Raw genomic sequence first — 13395 nt, forward strand, 5'->3', positions numbered from 1 at the left:
TTCATTACGGGCGCCAGGCGCGATGCGCCCAAACCGGAGGAGACAACGTGGCACATTCATCGCCCGCATCTGCACAGATGCCGGCGGCGCCGGACACCTTTCCGGCGCTGCTGCTCGCGCATGCCAACGTTCGCGGGTCGCGGCCCGCGATACGAGAGAAAGACCTGGGTATCTGGCAAACCCTGACCTGGTCCGAAGTGGCGGAGCACGTCCGTCACGTCGCGAACGGTCTCGCATCGCTTGGCATCCAGCCCGGCATGCACGTGGCCGTCATCGGTGAAAACCGTCCCCGCCTGTACATGGCCATGATGGCCGCGCAGTCGCTGGGCGCGATCCCCGTGCCGCTCTATCAGGATGCGGTCGCGCAAGAGATGGTCTACGTGCTGCAGGACGCGGAGGTCAGCGTCGCGGTCGTCGAAGACCAGGAACAGGTCGACAAGATGATCGAGGTGCGCGAGCAATGCCCCGCCCTCAAGCACGTCGTGTTCGACGATCCGCGCGGCCTGCGCCATTACGCCGACCCCATGCTGCTCTCTTATGAGCGCCTGGAAGAGCTGGGCCGCGAATTCGCCGCGCAACACCCTGATTTCTATGCGCGCGCCGTGGCCGCCGTGCAGCCGCACGATGCCGCGGCGATGTTCTACACGTCGGGCACGACGGGCAAGCCCAAGGGCGTGGTGCTGACCCACCATGCGCTGATCGACCGCGCGCGCGCCGTCTCCGACATGGAAAATCTGACCGACCAGGAAGACGTTCTGGCGTACCTGCCGCCCGCGTGGATCGGCCAGAACATGTTCTCGTACACGCAGCTGCTGGTGACCGGATTCACGGTGAACCATCCCGAGTCGCCCGACACCGTGTCGATCGACATGCGCGACATCGGCCCCACCTATTATTTTGCGCCGCCGCGCGTGCTGGAAGGGCTGCTGACGCATGTGATGATCCGCATGGAGGACGCCGGCTGGCTCAAGCGCAAGCTGTTCGCCGCCTGCATGAAGCTCGCGCGCCGCGTGGGCGCGAAGATCCTGGACGGCGAATCCGTGAACGCCTGGGACCGCATGCGCTACGCGGTCGGCAACGTGCTGATCTATGGCCCGCTGCGCAACGCGCTGGGCATGAGCCGTGTGCGCGTGGCCTACACGGCCGGCGAGGCCATCGGCCCCGACCTCTTCGTCTTCTACCGCTCCATCGGCATCAACCTCAAGCAGCTGTACGGGTCCACCGAGACCTCGGTGTTCGTCTGCGTGCAGCCGGACGGCCACGTGCGCGACGACACGGTCGGCCCGCCCGTCGCGGGCGTGGAAATCCGCGTCGCCGACAACGGCGAGATCCTGGTCAAGAGCCCCGGCCTCTTCAAGGAGTACTACCGCAACCCGGACGCCACCGCCGAGGCGCGCAGCGCCGACGGCTGGTTCCACACGGGCGACGCGGGCTATCTGGACACCGATGGGCAACTGAAGATCATCGACCGCGCCAAGGACGTGGGCAAGCTCGCCAACGGCAGCCTGTTCGCGCCCAAGTACATCGAGAACAAGCTCAAGTTCTTCCAGCACATCAAGGAAGCGGTCGCGTTCGGCGCGGGGCGCGAAGACGTGTGCGCCTTCATCAACATCGACCTGGAAGCCGTGGGCAACTGGGCCGAGCGCCGCGGCCTGCCCTACGCCGGCTACACCGACCTGGCAGGCAAGGACGAGGTCTACCAGCTCATCGCGGAATGCGTGGAACAGGTCAACGCAGACCTGGCCACCGATCCCAAGCTGGCGGCGTCGCAGGTGAGCCGGTTCCTGATCCTGCACAAAGAGCTCGACCCCGACGACGACGAGCTGACCCGCACGCGCAAGGTGCGCCGCGCCTTCATCGCGCAGAAGTACGGCGTGCTGATCGATGCGCTCTTTGGCGGCAAGCAGTCGCAGTTCATCGAGACCGAAGTGAAATTCGAAGACGGACGCACCGGCAAGATTGCAGCGGACCTGAAAATCCGCCCGGTCAAGACGTTTCCCGCCATCACCGCCCGAGCCGCGTAGAGACCATGAGCAACAACGACCGCGACCAGCGTATCGGCGATGTCATGCTGGACATGCAGAACATCTCCCTGTCCTTCGGCGGCGTCAAGGCGCTGACGGACATCTCCTTCAACGTGCGCGAACATGAAATCCGCGCCATCATCGGTCCCAACGGCGCCGGCAAGAGCTCCATGCTCAACGTCATCAACGGGGTCTACACACCGCAGCAGGGCGGCATCCAGTTCCGTGGCGAGCGGTTTTCGAAGATGAACCCGAGGCGCGCCGCCGAAATGGGCATCGCGCGCACGTTCCAGAACCTGGCGCTCTTCAAGGGCATGAGCGTGCTGGACAACATCATGACGGGCCGCAACCTGCGCATGAAGAGCGGCCTGCTGGCGCAGGCGCTGCGCCTGGGGCCGGCCGAGCGCGAGGAAATCCAGCACCGCGAGTTCGTCGAGAACATCGTCGACTTCCTCGAGATCCAGGCCTACCGCAAGACGCCGGTCGGCCGCCTGCCCTACGGCCTGCAAAAGCGCGTCGACCTGGGCCGCGCGCTGGCGATGGAGCCGCGCCTGTTGCTGCTCGATGAGCCGATGGCCGGCATGAACATCGAAGAAAAGCAGGACATGAGCCGCTTCATCCTGGACGTGAACGACGAGTTCGGCACCACCATCGTGCTGATCGAACACGACATGGGCGTGGTCATGGACATCTCCGACCGGGTGGTGGTGCTGGACTACGGCAAAAAGATCGGCGACGGCAAGCCGGACGAGGTCCGTGCCAACGAAGACGTGATCCGCGCCTACCTCGGCGTGTCGCATTAAGGCGGACAGACATGGGATTTTTTCTAGAGACCTTCCTCGGCGGCCTGATGAGCGGCATGCTGTACGCGCTGATCGGCCTGGGCTTCGTGCTGATCTTCAAGGCGTCCGGCGTCTTCAACTTCGCGCAGGGCGCGATGGTGCTGGTGGCCGCCCTGTCCATGGCGCGCTTCTCGGAATGGCTGCCGCAGTGGCTGGGCTTTGACAACATGATCCTGGCCAACGTGCTGGCATTCATCGTCAGCGCCTTCGTGATGTTCCTGCTGGCGGTGGCGATCGAACGCTTCGTGCTGCGCCACCTGGTCAACCAGGAGGCCACGACACTGCTGATGGCCACGCTGGGCATCAGCTACTTCCTGGACGGCCTGGGCCAGATCACGTTCGGCAGCTCGGTGTATTCCATCAGCGTGGGCATGCCCAAGGATCCCCTGTTGGTCCTGGACTCGGTGTTCGAGGGCGGCCTGCTGATCAACCTGGAGGACCTGACGGCCGCCGTCATCGCGGCGCTCCTGGTGGCGACGCTCGCCCTGTTCTTCCAGTACACCTCCACCGGCCGCGCGCTGCGCGCCGTGGCCGACGACCACCAGGCCGCGCAGTCCATCGGCATTCCCCTGAACCGCATCTGGGTCATCGTCTGGAGCGTGGCGGGGCTGGTCGCCCTGGTGGCCGGGATCATCTGGGGCTCGAAGTTCGGCGTGCAGTTCACGTTGTCCACCGCTGCGCTGCGCGCGCTGCCGGTCGTCATCCTGGGCGGCCTGACGTCGGTGCCGGGCGCCATCCTGGGCGGCCTGATCATCGGCGTGGGAGAAAAGCTGTCCGAGGTCTATCTGGGGTCGCTCGTGGGAGGCGGCATCGAAATCTGGTTCGCCTACGTGCTGGCGCTGGTGTTCCTGCTGTTCCGTCCGCAAGGACTGTTCGGCGAGAAGATCATCGACCGCGTCTAAGCCCGCGGCTCACCAAGGATAAAACATGTTCTATCGCGAAAACGGCCAATTCAAGACCAGCTATCGCGCTGACCAGCAGATCTTCCCGATCCGCCAGGATCGCGTCTTCATCGGGCTGCTGATGGCGGTGGCGTTCATCGCCGTCCCGGCGCTGGCCAGCGACTACCTGCTGCGCGCCATCCTGATCCCGTTCCTGATCCTGGCGCTGGCCGCCGTGGGCCTGAATATCCTGGTCGGCTACTGCGGCCAGATCTCGTTGGGGACCGGCGCATTCATGGCGGTGGGCGCCTATGCCGCCTGGAACTTCGGCGTGCGCTTTCCGGGCATGCCGCTCATCCTGCAGATCCTGCTGGGCGGGTGCTTTGCCACCGTCGTCGGCGTGATCTTCGGCATACCCAGCCTGCGCATCCGCGGCCTGTACCTGGCGGTCGCGACGCTGGCCGCACAATTCTTCGTGGATTGGGCGTTCCTGCGCATTCCGTTCTTTACCAACTACTCGTCCTCGGGCAGCGTGTCGGTGCCGCCGCTGACGGCCTTCGGGCTGCCGGTGCAGAGCGCCATGGAGAAGTACCTGTTCGTGCTGATCCTGGTGGTGGTATTCAGCCTGCTGGCCAAGAACCTGGTGCGCGGCGCGATCGGCCGGCAGTGGATGGCGATCCGCGACATGGACGTGGCCGCCTCGGTCATCGGCATCCGTCCCATGTACGCCAAGCTGACGGCGTTCGCGGTCAGCTCGTTCATCGTCGGCGTGGCCGGGGCGTTGTGGGGCTACATCCACCTCGGTTCGTGGGAGCCACTGGCATTCGACCTCGGGCGCTCGTTCCAGCTCCTGTTCATGGTCATCATCGGCGGCCTGGGCTCGATCATCGGCAGCTTTTTCGGCGCCGCGTTCATCGTGCTGGTTCCCGTGGCCTTGTCCAACATTCCGCACATGCTGGGACTGCCGCTGGCGGTGGACACCGCGGCCCACATCGAACACATGGTGTTCGGCGCGCTGATCGTGTTCTTCCTGATCGCCGAGCCGCACGGCCTGGCGCGCCTGTGGAGCATCGGCAAGGAAAAGCTGAGGATCTGGCCGTTCCCCCACTGATCACGTTTCGTTTTGACTTCCGTGGATCCGTCGCGGCACGACCGCCCCGGATCTGCGTCCCGAATACCCGGCTCCAGACCGGGCCAATCCCGGTGTCCCAGGGTCTACTACCCAAGCACCACGCAGGAGGTAAATGGAGATGAAGCGTCTTAACCTGAAGTTGGCGGCAGCCCTAATGGCCGCAGCCGGCGCCGCAAGCGCCGTGGTCACGCCGGCGATGGCGGCCGAAGAGCAGTTCGTTCCGTTGCTGGTGTATCGCACGGGCTCGTTCGCGCCGCTGGGCATTCCCTGGGCCGACGGCAAGCTGGACTACCTGAAGCTCATCAACGAGCGCGATGGCGGCGTGAACGGCGTCAAGATCACGTACGAAGAATGCGAAACCTCCTACGCCACGGACCGCGGCGTGGAGTGCTACGAACGCCTGAAGGGCAAGGGCACCGGCGCGTCGGGCTTCGACACCCAATCCACCGGCATCACCTTCGCGGTCAGCGACAAGGCGATCATCGACAAGGTGCCGGTCGAAACGATGGGCTACGGCCTGTCGCAGTCCGTGGACGGCAGCGTGTTCCAGTGGAACTTCCCGCTGCTGGGCACGTACTGGACCGCGGCCGACGTGATGATCCAGGACATCGCCAAGAAAGAAGGCGGCATGAACAAGCTCAAGGGCAAGAAGATCGCCCTGGTCTACCACGATTCGCCCTACGGTAAGGAGCCGATCCCGCTGCTGCAGAAGCGCGCGGCCAAGGAAGGCTTCGAACTGCTGCTGTACCCCGTGACCGCCCCCGGCGTGGAGCAAAAGTCCACCTGGCTGCAAATCCGCCAGGCCCGCCCCAACTACGTGCTGCTGTGGAGCGCCGGCATCATGACGCCCACCGCCATCCGCGAGGCGCAGGCCAGCGGCTATCCGCGCGACAAGATGTACGCGATCTGGTGGGCCGGCTCCGAAGGCGACGTCAAGGACCTGGGCGATGTCGCCAAGGGCTACAACGCCATCACGGTCCACAACAGCGGCGCCGACACCGACAAGGTCTACGACGACTTGAAGAAGTACGTCTACGACAAGGGCCAGGGCTCGGACAAGACCGGCAACACCACGCTGGGCACCATCGCCCATACGCGCGGCATGATGATCTCGATGCTGCAGGTGGAAGCCATCCGCGCCGCGCAGGAGAAGTTCGGCAAGGGCAAGGCGCTGACGCCGGAACAGGTGCGCTGGGGCTTCGAGAACCTGGACCTGACCCAGGAAAAGCTCGACAAGCTGGGCTTTGGCCAGATCATGCGTCCGGTCAAGACCTCGTGCGCCAACCACATGGGCGACGACTGGGCCCGCATCGTGCAGTGGGACGGTTCCAAGTTCAAGGTCGTTTCCGACTGGTATCAGTCGGACAAGTCGATCCTGGACCCCATGGTCAAGGAATCGGCCGCCAAGTACGCCAAGGAAAAGAACATTACCCCCCGCAAGTGTGAGTGATGCCCCTGGAGCGCCCGTCGCGACAACGCGGCGGGCGCGCAATGCATGTTGATATGAACCGGCGGCCGCCTTGACGGCCGGCCGCCGCCACGCTGCAGGAATGTTTATGAACGACGCCAATATCGCCGCCGCCGACGCGCCCAAGGTGCTGCTCGATGTGAACGGCATCGAGGTGATCTACAACCACGTGATCCTGGTGCTCAAGGGGGTATCCCTGCAGGTGCCGGAAGGCCGCATCGTGGCGCTGCTGGGCGCGAACGGCGCGGGCAAGACCACCACGCTGCGCGCGATCTCGAACCTGCTCAAGGGCGAGCGCGGGGACGTCACCAAGGGCCACATCCAGTACCGCGGCCAGCGCATCGAAAGGCTGACGCCCGCCGAGCTGGTCAAGCGCGGCGTCGTGCAGGTGATGGAGGGCCGGCATTGCTTTGCCCACCTCACCATCGAGGAGAACCTGCTGACCGGGGCCTACACCCGCAGCATGAGCCGCGCCGACACCAGCGCGGCGCTGGAACGGGTCTATCAGTACTTCCCGCGCCTGAAGCAACGCCGCACCAGCCAATCCGGATACACCTCGGGCGGCGAGCAGCAGATGACCGCGATCGGACGCGCGTTGATGGCCAATCCCAACATGATCCTGCTGGACGAGCCGTCCATGGGCCTGGCGCCGCAGATCGTCGAAGAGATCTTCGAGATCGTGCGCGATCTGAACCAGCGCGAGCGCGTGAGCTTCCTGCTGGCGGAACAGAACACCAACATCGCGCTCCGGTACGCCGATTACGGCTACATCCTGGAAAACGGGCGCGTGATGATGGACGGCGCCGCTTCCGACCTGGCGCAAAACGAGGACGTCAAGGAGTTCTACCTGGGCATTTCCAGCGGGGAACGCAAGAGTTTCCGAGACAACAAGTTCTATCGCCGCCGCAAACGCTGGCTGGCCTGATTCCCGACGCGCGCAAGCCAGCGCTTGCCGCATGGCGCTGGCAACGGCGCCGCAAACCGGCACACGAGAAGGTGCGATCCCATGTCCGAGTTTTTCGATGACCTCGAAACCCGCGCGCCCGAGCAACGCGAGCGCGATCTGATGGCCGCCCTGCCTGGGGCGATTGCGCGGGCGGTCGCGCGCGCGCCGGCCATTGCCGAGCAACTGCGCGGCGTCGACCCCGCCATGATCACCTCGCGCGAGGCCCTGGCCCGGCTGCCCGTGCTGCGCAAGCACGAACTGCTGGAGCGCCAGCAGCTCAGCCGCGACGACGCAAGCCGTGCCGCGGGCCCCGAAAAGGCCTTCGGCGGCTTTTCCGCCATCGGCTGGGGCCAGGCCATGCGCGTGTTCGCCTCACCCGGCCCGATCTACGAACCGGAAAGCGCGCGGTCGGATTACTGGCGCTTTGCCCGCGCCCTGTACGCCGCGGGCTTTCGCGCTGGCGAACTGGCCTACAACTGCTTTTCCTATCACTTCACGCCGGCCGGCTCGATGATGGAAACCGCGGCCCATGCCGTGGGCTGCACGGTGTTCCCGGGCGGCACCGGCCAGACCGAACAGCAGGTGCGCGCGATCCAGGACCTGGCGCCAAGCGGTTACACCGGCACGCCGAGCTTCCTGAAGATCATCCTGGAAAAGTCGGACGAACTGGGCGTGAAGCTCGATTCGCTGCGCCGCGCGCTGGTCTCGGGCGAGGCCTTTCCTCCGTCGCTGCGCGACTGGCTGGCCGCGCGCGGGATCGACGGCTACCAGGCCTACGGCAGCGCGGACCTGGGCATGATCGCGTTCGAGACGCCCGCCCGCGAGGGACTGGTGGTGGGCGAGGACATCATCGTGGAAATCGTGCGTCCGGGCACCGGCGAACCCGTGCCCGAGGGCGAAGTCGGCGAAGTGGTCGTGACCACGCTGAACCCCGATTACCCGCTGGTGCGCTTCGGCACCGGCGATCTGTCCGCGGTCATGCCCGGCATCTCGCCCTGCGGACGCACCAACACGCGCATCCGGGGCTGGATGGGACGCGCCGACCAGACCACCAAGGTGCGCGGCATGTTCGTGCATCCGTCGCAAGTGGCCGATGTGGCGCGGCGGCACCCGGAGATCCTGCGGGCCCGGCTCGTCATCAGCGGCACCACCGGCTCGGACCGCATGGTGCTGAAGGTGGAAACGCGGGACCAGAGCGACGCGCTGGCCCGGCGCATCGCCGACTCGGCGCGCGACGTGACCAAGCTGCGCGCCGACGTCGAGTGGGTGGCCGAGGGCGGCCTGCCGAACGATGGCAAGGTCATCGACGACATCCGGACGTACGAGTAGCGGGGCTAGGCGCGGGGGGTGGCCGCGTCACTGGCGCGGCGCCGCGCGCGCTCGATGACCGCGTGGATCAGCATGCCGGCGATCATGGCCGCCGCGAAGATCGCGGCTTCGCTAATGCCCGCCGCCGCGGCGACCAGCGCCGGCCCCGGGCAGAAGCCCGCCAGCCCCCAGCCCACGCCGAACGCCAGGCTGCCGCCGGCCAGGCGCCAATCGATCCGCGTGGCCTGCGGCCAGCGCAGGGGTTCGCCCGACAGGCTGTGCGTGCGCCGCCGCAGGAGCGCGTAGCCGATGCTGGTGGCCAGCACGGCGCCGCCCATCACGAAGGCAAGCGTGGGATTCCACAGTCCGGCCAGGTCCAGAAAACCCAGCACGCGCGCGGGATCGGCTAGCCCCGACACGAGCAGGCCCAGGCCAAAGACGAGACCGGCGGCGAAAGCGTAGAGTGCGGCCATGTCAGGCTCCCACGACGTGCCGCAGCACGTAGACCGTTGCAAAGCCCGCGGCCATGAAGATGGCCGTGGCGGCGATCGAGCGTCGCGATCCCCGCGACAGGCCGCACACGCCGTGTCCGCTGGTGCATCCGGAGCCGTAGCGGGTGCCCAGGCCGACCAGCAGGCCCGCCACGATCAGGCGCGGCGTGCTGGCATCGACGGTGATGGCCGGCAATTCGGAGAATGCGCGAAACATCCAGGGCGCGGCGCACAGCCCCAGCAGGAAGGCCAGCCGCCAGCTCCCGCCGCGTTCGGGCGTCAGCAACCCGCCCAGGATGCCGCTGATGCCGGCGATGCGTCCCGCGCCCAGCATCAGCAGCACCGCACCGGCGCCGATGAGCAGGCCGCCCGCCGTGCCGGCGCCCGGGGTGAAGGCGGACCAGTCCACGTTCATTTGAGTGACTCCATGGCGCGCCCGCAGTACAAACTGGAGAGCGTCTTCATGACCTGGCTGACCTCGAAGCTGGCCATCTGGTAGTAGATGTACTTGCCCTCGCGACGCGTCGCGACCAGCCCTTCGTCGCGCAGCACGCCTAGCTGTTGCGAGAGCGTCGGCTGGCGGATGCCGGTCAACGATTCGAGCTCGCCCACGTTGCGTTCGCTCTGGACCAATTGGCACAGCAGCAGCAGGCGGTCTTCATTGGCCAGGGCCTTGAGCAAGGCGCAAGCCTGGGTGGCGGATTCGCGCAGGGCGGCGAGTTCGCAGTCGGTCAGGGGAGCATTCATGATGGGCGGGGCGGTTGCTTTGAATAGCGAAAATGGCCATGTCATTATATTTGCGAATAAACTATATGCAAATATTATTTAATGTCGTAAAGTGATCCTGCCGGGCCGCCCTTGCACCCCGCTCAAGCCCCGCTTAGGCCCCGCGCCAGTCCCTCACGCGAACACTCATGAACCCGCAGATTCAGGCATTTTTCGACCCCGTCACCGGCACCGTCACCTACGTCGTCCACGAACCCGGGCCCGGCGGCGCCTGCGCCATCATCGATTCGGTGCTCGACTACGATCCCAAGTCGGGCCGCAGCAGCACGGCCAATGCCGACCGCGTGGCCGACTACGTGCGCGAGCACGGGCTGCGGACCGTCTGGCTGCTGGAAACCCACGCCCACGCGGACCATCTATCCGCCGCCCCCTACCTGCAGCGGCAGCTGGGCGGCGTCATCGCCATCGGCCAGAGCATCCGGACCGTGCAGGGCGTCTTCAAGAAGATCCTGAACCTGGAACCCGAATTCCAGCTCGACGGATCGCAGTTCGGCCACCTGTTCGCCGACGGCGAGACATTCCAGATCGGCGCGTTGACCGCCACCGCCATCCACGTGCCCGGACACACCCCGGCCGACATGGCCTACCTGATCGGCGACGCGGCGTTTGTCGGCGACACGCTCTTCATGCCGGACGTGGGCACGGCGCGCTGCGACTTTCCCGGAGGCGATGCGCACCTGCTGTACCGGTCGATCCGGCGCCTGTTGAGCCTGCCGGACGCCACGCGGCTGTTCATGTGCCACGACTACCCGCCGGAAAGCCGCGAGGTCGCCTGGGAAACCACCGTGGCCGAGCAGCGCCGCGCCAACATCCACGTGCGCGACGGCGTGAGCGAGGACGAGTTCGTCGCCATGCGCACCCGGCGCGACGCCACGCTGGGCATGCCCACGCTGATCCTGCCCGCGATCCAGGTCAACATCCGCGCGGGTCATTTCCCGCCCGCCGAAGACAACGGCGTGAGATATCTCAAGATTCCCGTCAACGCGCTTTGAGCCGCGGCGCGGCGCACTTGCGCCGCGCAGCCATATCCCGCAAGATCGCCCGATCGCAGCAACCCGATCCGACGTATCCATGTTCGCCGAAGCCGAAGCCGACCCCACCCTGTCAAAAGATGAATTCAAAGCGCTCGAAGAGCGGCTGCGGATCGCGCTGGTCAACGCGCAATACGAACGGCTCAAGCAGGCCGACAAGACCCTGCTCGTCGTGGTGACGGGGATCGACGGCGCGGGCAAGGGCGCCACGGTCAATCTGCTCAATGAATGGATGGACCCGCGCCACATCCGCACGCTGGCCTACGGCCCGCGCGAAGACGACGACCTGGAGCGCCCGCCGCTCTGGCGCTACTGGCGCGACCTACCGCCCAAGGGCAGCACCGGCATCGTGTTCGGCTCCTGGTATGCGCCGCTGCTGATCGAAGCCGCGCGCAAAAAGCCCAATGCGGACGCCATCGAGGCGCACGCGGCCGCCATCATGCGCTTCGAGACCATGCTGGCCTCGGAGGGCGTGCAGATCGTCAAGCTGTGGTTCCATCTGTCCGCCAAGGCCCAGAAGGCGCGCACGCAGCGCCTCTTGGCCAGTCCGGAGACCGCCTGGCAGGTCAGTCCGGTGGATCTCAAGGTCAACAAGAAATTCGACCGCATCCGGGCCGGCGCCCACGTGGTGCTCAACCACACGGACTGCGGCCATGCGCCCTGGGTGGTGATCCCCAGCGCGGACGAAAACCTGCGCACCGTGCGCACGGCCGAGGCGGTGCTGCTTGCCATGCGCCGCCGAGGCGTGCCGCGCCTGCCGCCGGCCTTCGTGGCGCATTCCAGTTCCACCCGCATCGTCGACCGACTGGGCAAACTGGACTACGACGCCAAGGAAGACAAGGACGACTACGAGTCCGAACTCGGCCTGCTGCAAGGCCGGCTGGCCTGCGCCGCCCGGTCCGACAAGTTCCGCAATCGATCGCTGATCCTGGTGTTCGAAGGCCAGGACGCCGCCGGCAAGGGCGGCGCGATCCGCCGCGTCACGCATGCGCTGGACGCCCGGCAGTTCGACATCACGCCGATCTCCGCGCCCACCACCGAGGAAATGGCCCGGCCCTATCTGTGGCGCTTCTGGCGCCGCCTTCCCAGCCATGGCCGCATCGCCATCTTCGACCGCTCCTGGTACGGCCGCGTGCTGGTCGAGCGCGTCGAGAAGCTGATCCCGCCCGCCAAATGGCGCCGGGCGTACGCCGAGATCAATGACTTCGAAGAGCAGCTTGCCGCCAGCGGCGCGCTGGTGCTGAAGTTCTGGTTGGCGATCACGCCCGAGGTGCAGCTCGAACGCTTCCGCGAGCGCGAGAAGTCGCCCTTCAAGAATTTCAAGATCACGCCTGACGACTGGCGCAACCGCGACAAGTGGCGCGAATATGCGTCCGCCGCCAACGAGATGATGATGCGCACCGATGTGGCGCACGCGCCCTGGCATCTGGTGTCGGCCAACGACAAGCGGTACGCTCGCCTGCAAGTGCTGCGGCATATCGTCGAAGCCATGGAAAACCAACTCTGAACATCGCCAGGAGGCCTCGCGCCATGAGTACCGCCGAAATCCGTCCCATCGTCGCCGCAGACTTCGACGCATGGCTGCCGTTATGGAAGGGCTACCAGGACTTCTACCGCGTCAGCATCGACGACGCCGTGACCCGCAACACCTGGGCGCGCTTCCTGGACCCCGCCGAGCCCGTCCACGCCGCGCTGGCCTATGAAAGCGGCCGCGCCATCGGCATGGTGCACTGGATCTACCATCGCTCGACCTGGACCGCCGGCGATTACTGCTACCTGCAAGACCTCTATGTGGACCAGGACGCGCGCGGCACCGGCGCCGGCCGCAAGCTGATCGAACACGTCTATGCCGAGGCCGCGGCCGCCAACTGCGCGCGCGTGTACTGGCTGACGCACGAGACCAACGCCACCGCCATGCAGCTGTACGACCACATCGCCGACCGGTCCGGCTTCATCCAGTACCGCAAGGTGTTGGCTTGAGCGCGCGCGATCCCAACTGCCCGTTGTGCCAGGAAGACGGCGGCACGTTGCTGTGGCGCGGGCCGCACCTGCGCATCATCGAAGTCGATGACCCTGACTACCCGGGCTTCACCCGGGTCATCTGGAACGGCCACCTGCCCGAGATGACCAGCCTGTCCACGCACGGGCGCGACCTGCTGATGCGGGCGGTGTACGTGGTCGAGGAAACCCAGCAATCGATCCTGACGCCCGACAAAATCAACCTGGCTTCGCTGGGCAACATGGTGCCGCACCTGCATTGGCACGTGATCCCGCGCTGGCGCGGCGACCGCCATTTTCCCGACCCGATCTGGGCGGCGCCGCGCATCGCGCCAGGCACGGAGCCGGCAGCCTGGAAGGCCCGGCAGGCGCACGTCGCGGCGCAGTTGCCGCGTTATCGCGACCGTCTGGTCGAAGCCATGAACGCGCTGCTCTGGCATTGAGCCGCCGGGTGGGCGCGGCAAGGACCGCCGCGCCCCGAAATCGCG

14 protein-coding genes are annotated in these 13395 nt (G+C 66.2%); 11 read left to right on the top strand and 3 right to left on the bottom strand.

Annotated elements, in window-relative coordinates:
• The first annotated feature begins 47 nt into the window (after positions 1–47).
• The 7 genes from ACZ50Q_RS26925 to ACZ50Q_RS26955 all read left to right on the top strand — a co-directional run bounded on the left by ACZ50Q_RS26925 (position 48) and on the right by ACZ50Q_RS26955 (position 8622).
• A complete protein-coding gene (locus ACZ50Q_RS26925; RefSeq protein ID WP_464080038.1) occupies positions 48–2024 on the top strand; it encodes an AMP-dependent synthetase/ligase in 1977 nt (658 codons plus the stop codon).
• Positions 2025–2029: 5 nt separating this feature from the next.
• Complete coding sequence (locus tag ACZ50Q_RS26930) at positions 2030–2827, top strand: ABC transporter ATP-binding protein (RefSeq protein ID WP_092579277.1); 798 nt, start codon at positions 2030–2032, stop codon at positions 2825–2827.
• An 11-nt stretch (positions 2828–2838) separates the two neighbouring features.
• The gene (locus ACZ50Q_RS26935; RefSeq protein ID WP_092579279.1) at positions 2839–3768 is read left to right on the top strand and encodes a branched-chain amino acid ABC transporter permease; all 930 of its coding nucleotides are present in this window, start codon (positions 2839–2841) and stop codon (positions 3766–3768) included.
• A gap of 25 nt (positions 3769–3793) precedes the next feature.
• A complete protein-coding gene (locus tag ACZ50Q_RS26940) occupies positions 3794–4858 on the top strand; it encodes a branched-chain amino acid ABC transporter permease (RefSeq protein WP_092579281.1) in 1065 nt (354 codons plus the stop codon).
• 133 nt (positions 4859–4991) lie between these two features.
• Positions 4992–6329, top strand: coding sequence for an ABC transporter substrate-binding protein (locus ACZ50Q_RS26945; RefSeq protein WP_092579283.1), 1338 nt, complete (start codon positions 4992–4994; stop codon positions 6327–6329).
• Positions 6330–6435: 106 nt separating this feature from the next.
• On the top strand, positions 6436–7272 hold the full coding sequence (locus ACZ50Q_RS26950) for an ABC transporter ATP-binding protein (protein WP_092579285.1): 837 nt from the start codon (positions 6436–6438) through the stop codon (positions 7270–7272).
• Between the two features lie 81 nt (positions 7273–7353).
• Positions 7354–8622, top strand: coding sequence for a phenylacetate--CoA ligase family protein (locus ACZ50Q_RS26955; protein WP_092579287.1), 1269 nt, complete (start codon positions 7354–7356; stop codon positions 8620–8622).
• Positions 8623–8627: 5 nt separating this feature from the next.
• Here the strand turns inward: ACZ50Q_RS26955 and ACZ50Q_RS26960 are convergent, their stop codons facing one another.
• From ACZ50Q_RS26960 to ACZ50Q_RS26970, 3 genes are read right to left on the bottom strand one after another with little or no spacing between them, the layout of a single operon-like run.
• Positions 8628–9074 carry a DUF6691 family protein gene (locus ACZ50Q_RS26960; RefSeq protein ID WP_464080039.1) on the bottom strand — a complete coding sequence of 149 codons (447 nt, stop codon included), beginning with the start codon at positions 9072–9074 and terminating at the stop codon, positions 8628–8630.
• A gap of 1 nt (position 9075) precedes the next feature.
• Positions 9076–9507 carry a YeeE/YedE family protein gene (locus ACZ50Q_RS26965; RefSeq protein WP_092579291.1) on the bottom strand — a complete coding sequence of 144 codons (432 nt, stop codon included), beginning with the start codon at positions 9505–9507 and terminating at the stop codon, positions 9076–9078.
• Positions 9504–9839 carry an ArsR/SmtB family transcription factor gene (locus ACZ50Q_RS26970; protein ID WP_076521899.1) on the bottom strand — a complete coding sequence of 112 codons (336 nt, stop codon included), beginning with the start codon at positions 9837–9839 and terminating at the stop codon, positions 9504–9506. Before ACZ50Q_RS26970 ends, ACZ50Q_RS26965 begins: the two co-directional genes overlap by 4 nt.
• Before the next feature lie 167 nt (positions 9840–10006).
• Between ACZ50Q_RS26970 and ACZ50Q_RS26975 the strand changes: the two genes are divergently transcribed.
• The 4 genes from ACZ50Q_RS26975 (at position 10007) to ACZ50Q_RS26990 (ending at position 13350) form a co-directional block, all read left to right on the top strand.
• Positions 10007–10870 (top strand): MBL fold metallo-hydrolase, encoded by an 864-nt coding sequence (locus ACZ50Q_RS26975; protein ID WP_464080040.1) that lies wholly within the window; start codon positions 10007–10009, stop codon positions 10868–10870.
• A gap of 79 nt (positions 10871–10949) precedes the next feature.
• Positions 10950–12416, top strand: coding sequence for a polyphosphate:AMP phosphotransferase (gene pap, locus ACZ50Q_RS26980; RefSeq protein ID WP_464080041.1), 1467 nt, complete (start codon positions 10950–10952; stop codon positions 12414–12416).
• A gap of 23 nt (positions 12417–12439) precedes the next feature.
• On the top strand, positions 12440–12889 hold the full coding sequence (locus ACZ50Q_RS26985; RefSeq protein ID WP_076518484.1) for a GNAT family N-acetyltransferase: 450 nt from the start codon (positions 12440–12442) through the stop codon (positions 12887–12889).
• A complete protein-coding gene (locus ACZ50Q_RS26990) occupies positions 12886–13350 on the top strand; it encodes an HIT family protein (RefSeq protein WP_464080042.1) in 465 nt (154 codons plus the stop codon). Before ACZ50Q_RS26985 ends, ACZ50Q_RS26990 begins: the two co-directional genes overlap by 4 nt.
• The last annotated feature ends 45 nt before the right edge of the window (positions 13351–13395 follow it).

The organism is Achromobacter sp. T5-5 (genome assembly GCF_055397965.1).

What these genes read in the sequence shown, in the direction of transcription:
- ACZ50Q_RS26985 (WP_076518484.1), top strand. Translation starts at nt 12,440, where the DNA reads ATGAGTACCGCCGAAATCCGTCCCATCGTCGCCGCAGACTTCGACGCA.
- ACZ50Q_RS26975 (WP_464080040.1), top strand. Translation starts at nt 10,007, where the DNA reads ATGAACCCGCAGATTCAGGCATTTTTCGACCCCGTCACCGGCACCGTC.
- ACZ50Q_RS26965 (WP_092579291.1), bottom strand. Translation starts at nt 9,507, where the DNA reads ATGAACGTGGACTGGTCCGCCTTCACCCCGGGCGCCGGCACGGCGGGC.
- ACZ50Q_RS26955 (WP_092579287.1), top strand. Translation starts at nt 7,354, where the DNA reads ATGTCCGAGTTTTTCGATGACCTCGAAACCCGCGCGCCCGAGCAACGC.
- ACZ50Q_RS26945 (WP_092579283.1), top strand. Translation starts at nt 4,992, where the DNA reads ATGGAGATGAAGCGTCTTAACCTGAAGTTGGCGGCAGCCCTAATGGCC.
- ACZ50Q_RS26950 (WP_092579285.1), top strand. Translation starts at nt 6,436, where the DNA reads ATGAACGACGCCAATATCGCCGCCGCCGACGCGCCCAAGGTGCTGCTC.
- ACZ50Q_RS26940 (WP_092579281.1), top strand. Translation starts at nt 3,794, where the DNA reads ATGTTCTATCGCGAAAACGGCCAATTCAAGACCAGCTATCGCGCTGAC.
- ACZ50Q_RS26960 (WP_464080039.1), bottom strand. Translation starts at nt 9,074, where the DNA reads ATGGCCGCACTCTACGCTTTCGCCGCCGGTCTCGTCTTTGGCCTGGGC.
- ACZ50Q_RS26970 (WP_076521899.1), bottom strand. Translation starts at nt 9,839, where the DNA reads ATGAATGCTCCCCTGACCGACTGCGAACTCGCCGCCCTGCGCGAATCC.
- pap (WP_464080041.1), top strand. Translation starts at nt 10,950, where the DNA reads ATGTTCGCCGAAGCCGAAGCCGACCCCACCCTGTCAAAAGATGAATTC.
- ACZ50Q_RS26935 (WP_092579279.1), top strand. Translation starts at nt 2,839, where the DNA reads ATGGGATTTTTTCTAGAGACCTTCCTCGGCGGCCTGATGAGCGGCATG.
- ACZ50Q_RS26930 (WP_092579277.1), top strand. Translation starts at nt 2,030, where the DNA reads ATGAGCAACAACGACCGCGACCAGCGTATCGGCGATGTCATGCTGGAC.